Genomic DNA, 3,072 nt, shown 5'->3' with positions numbered 1-3,072 from the left:
ATGCGAAAAAAAAGCCCGCATTTTCATGCGAGCTCTTCTTCAAATATGGCGGTGAGGGGGGGATTCGAACCCCCGATACGTTGCCGTATACACACTTTCCAGGCGTGCTCCTTCAGCCACTCGGACACCTCACCATATTGTTTTGCTGCCTGACCGCTTGGGGGGCAACGGGGCGCTACTATAGGGAGTTGCGCTAAAACGGTCAAGCAGATTTTCTGTATTCGTGTGCGTTCGGTTAAGCCTTAATCAGCTCTTGTCGCAGCACGGGTTATTAACGCTGAGAATCGAGCACTTCGCTGTTTTTAACCACTTCCTGTGCTTTGCCGTAGCTTTCGATCAGCAGCTGGTAAGCCGGGAAGATGTGGGTGTACACCTCAGCCCACTCAGCCGCGTCCTCACGGTTCCAGGTTCGCTGGATCTCAGAGGCCACCGCCGCCGTATCCATCGGAACCACACCGGCCTGCACCACGCGCGCCAGGGTGATCTCCTGCGCCATCTTGCTGTAGGTGCCGGAGGCATCAATCACCGCAAATACTTTGTACCCGTCCGCCACCGCGCTAATTGACGGGAAGGCCATGCAGACGCTGGTGATAGTGCCCGCAATAATCAACGTTTTGCGCCCGGTGGCTTTTACCGCAGCCACGAACTCCGGGTTATCCCAGGCGTTGATTTCACCTTTACGGGCAACATATTGCGCATGCGGCGCGTTGGCGTGGATCTCCGGGATAAGCGGTCCGTTCGGTCCCTGTGGAACGGACGCGGTGGTGATCACCGGGATCTTCGCCAGGGTCGCGATCTTCGCTAACGCTGCCGCACGAGCGCGCAACTCTGGCATTGGCATATCTCCGACGGTCTGGAACAGACCGCTCTGGTGATCGATAAGCAACATCACCGCATCGTTCACATCAATAACCGGACGGGAGCCATTAAAATTCGCAGGTGTAGACATCTTCTTCTCCTTTATTACGTTCAGATCTGGCCGAAGCGGCCGGAGTTGAAATCACGAATGGCTTCGTTGATTTCGCTTTTACTGTTCATCACAAACGGGCCATAGCCCACGATGGGTTCATTCAGCGGCTCGCCGGCCATCAGCAGCACTTTTGCATCGCTGCTTGCCTCAAGGTGCAGTTTGTCGCCTTCCTGACTCAGTACGACCAGCTGGGCTTCACCTGCCTGAGTGGTACCGTTCACCGTGATGTTGCCCTCAAGCACCACCAGCGCGGTGCTCCAGCCTTCGGGCTGATTGAGCGCCAGATGGCTTCCCTGGTTCAGTGCGATGTCCCAGACGTTGAGCGGCGAGAAGGTGTGCGCCGGGCCGGTAACCGTGTCGTAGCGACCGGCAATAACCCGCAGCGTTCCACCGTTTTCAGGCAGCGTCACCACCGGGATGTCGGCTTTCGTGATGCTCTGGTAGCCCGGTGCGGCCATCTTGTCTTTCGCAGGGAGGTTGACCCAAAGCTGCATCATTTTCAGTTCTCCGCCTTTCTGCGAGAACGCGCTTGAGTGGAACTCCTCGTGCAAAATACCTGCGCCTGCGGTCATCCACTGCACGTCGCCGGGGCCAATCACGCCGCCTTTGCCCGTGGAGTCGCGATGCTCCACTTCACCGGAATAGACGATAGTGACCGTTTCAAAACCCCGGTGAGGGTGCTGGCCTACGCCGCGTTTCGCACCATCTGCCGGAAAGGTGTACGGGCCTGCGTAGTCCAGCAGCAGGAACGGACTCAGCGGCTCGCCGTGGGTTTGATAAGAGAACATTGAACGGACCGGGAAACCATCGCCAACCCAGTGCTGACGAGGAGCGGTATAAACGCCTGTTACGTTTTTCATGATTAACTCCTGATGTTCTGTTGATGTAATTAGCTTATATTCAGGGTTAATATCCCGGTAGATAGTGAAAATGGCATTCACTGTTCCGAAAATAGAACAATGAGGACTTATGCAGGATCTCAATGACTTCGTCTGGTTTGTGAAGGTGGTGGACTACGGGGGGTTTGCGGCGGCGGGAAGGGCGCTTGACCAACCCAAGTCCAAACTGAGCCGCAGGATCGCGCAGCTGGAGGAGCGGCTTGGCGTACGGTTGATACAGCGCACGACGCGGCAGTTTACGGTGACGGAAGTGGGGCACACTTTCTATCAGCACTGTAAGGCAATGCTGATAGAAGCAGAAGCGGCAGAGGAGGCCGTTGCTGCGCTGCAGGCTGAGCCGCGCGGCGTCGTCAGGATCACCTGTCCCGTCACGTTACTGCACGTCCACGTGGGACCGATGCTGGCGCGGTTTATGGCGCGCTACCCCGGGATTAATCTCCAGCTTGAGGCCACCAATCGTCGGGTCGATCTTGTTGGCGAAGGTATTGATGTCGCTATCCGCGTGCGTCCGCGTCCGTTTGATGATAGCGATCTGGTCTTAAGGGTGCTGGCTGACAGGGGGCATTGCCTGGTGGCAAGTCCGCAGTTGATTGAACGTATGGGTAAACCGCGAATGCCTTCCGAGCTCAGTGAATGGCCTGGATTAAGTATGGGGGCCGGTAAACAGGTGCATAAATGGGAGCTCAGTGGTCCAGAGGGGGCGAAAGCGGAGATCCACTACGCACCGCGCTTTATTACCACCGACATGCTGGCACTGCGGGAAGCGGCGATGGCGGGCGTGGGCGTTGTACAGTTGCCGATATTGATGGTGAAGGATCAGCTTGCGTCAGGGGAACTGGTACGGGTGCTGGACGCGTGGGAACCCCGACGGGAAGTGATTCACGCCGTTTATCCTTCGCGGCGCGGCATGCTGCCGTCGGTCAGGACGCTGGTGGATTTTCTGACTGAAGAGTATGCGAAGATGGTGGAGGAGTAGCTTTTTGTAGGTCGGGTAAGCGCAGCGCCACCCGACATAAAGAGCGCAGGGAGTTTCAAGGTTCGAATCCCCCGCAGGCATGCAATATGCGAAAAAAAAGCCCGCATTTTCATGCGAGCTCTTCTTCAAATATGGCGGTGAGGGGGGGATTCGAACCCCCGATACGTTGCCGTATACACACTTTCCAGGCGTGCTCCTTCAGCCACTCGGACACCTCACCATATTGT

At 56.8% G+C, this 3,072-nt stretch carries 3 protein-coding genes and 2 tRNA genes; 1 reads left to right on the top strand and 4 read right to left on the bottom strand.

What is annotated here, in order from left to right; all coding sequences use genetic code 11:
* Positions 1-46: 46 nt before the first annotated feature.
* The 3 genes from AC0TOY_RS00165 to AC0TOY_RS00155 form a co-directional block, all read right to left on the bottom strand.
* Positions 47-134: transfer RNA gene (locus tag AC0TOY_RS00165), tRNA-Ser, on the bottom strand.
* 137 nt (positions 135-271) lie between these two features.
* Entirely contained in the window at positions 272-949 is a 678-nt protein-coding gene (locus tag AC0TOY_RS00160; RefSeq protein ID WP_024908977.1) for an isochorismatase family protein, read from the bottom strand.
* Positions 950-969: 20 nt separating this feature from the next.
* On the bottom strand, positions 970-1,830 hold the full coding sequence (locus tag AC0TOY_RS00155) for a pirin family protein (RefSeq protein ID WP_024908978.1): 861 nt from the start codon (positions 1,828-1,830) through the stop codon (positions 970-972).
* Positions 1,831-1,939: 109 nt separating this feature from the next.
* On the opposite strand from AC0TOY_RS00155, the gene AC0TOY_RS00150 reads away from it, so the two are divergent.
* Positions 1,940-2,845 carry a LysR family transcriptional regulator gene (locus AC0TOY_RS00150; RefSeq protein ID WP_024908979.1) on the top strand — a complete coding sequence of 302 codons (906 nt, stop codon included), beginning with the start codon at positions 1,940-1,942 and terminating at the stop codon, positions 2,843-2,845.
* Positions 2,846-2,977: 132 nt separating this feature from the next.
* On the opposite strand, the gene AC0TOY_RS00145 is transcribed toward AC0TOY_RS00150, so the two are convergent.
* Positions 2,978-3,065, bottom strand: a tRNA-Ser gene (locus AC0TOY_RS00145).
* Between the last annotated feature and the right edge of the window lie 7 nt (positions 3,066-3,072).

This window comes from Enterobacter sp. PL_is379 (assembly GCF_055817355.1).
The sequence above is the reverse complement of the archived record's forward strand: the minus strand, read 5'-3'. Positions and strand labels throughout refer to the sequence as shown.

Bases quoted from the DNA above. Each gene is read 5' to 3' on its own strand.
- AC0TOY_RS00160 (WP_024908977.1), bottom strand. From the start codon at position 949: ATGTCTACACCTGCGAATTTTAATGGCTCCCGTCCGGTTATTGATGTG.
- AC0TOY_RS00155 (WP_024908978.1), bottom strand. From the start codon at position 1,830: ATGAAAAACGTAACAGGCGTTTATACCGCTCCTCGTCAGCACTGGGTT.
- AC0TOY_RS00150 (WP_024908979.1), top strand. From the start codon at position 1,940: ATGCAGGATCTCAATGACTTCGTCTGGTTTGTGAAGGTGGTGGACTAC.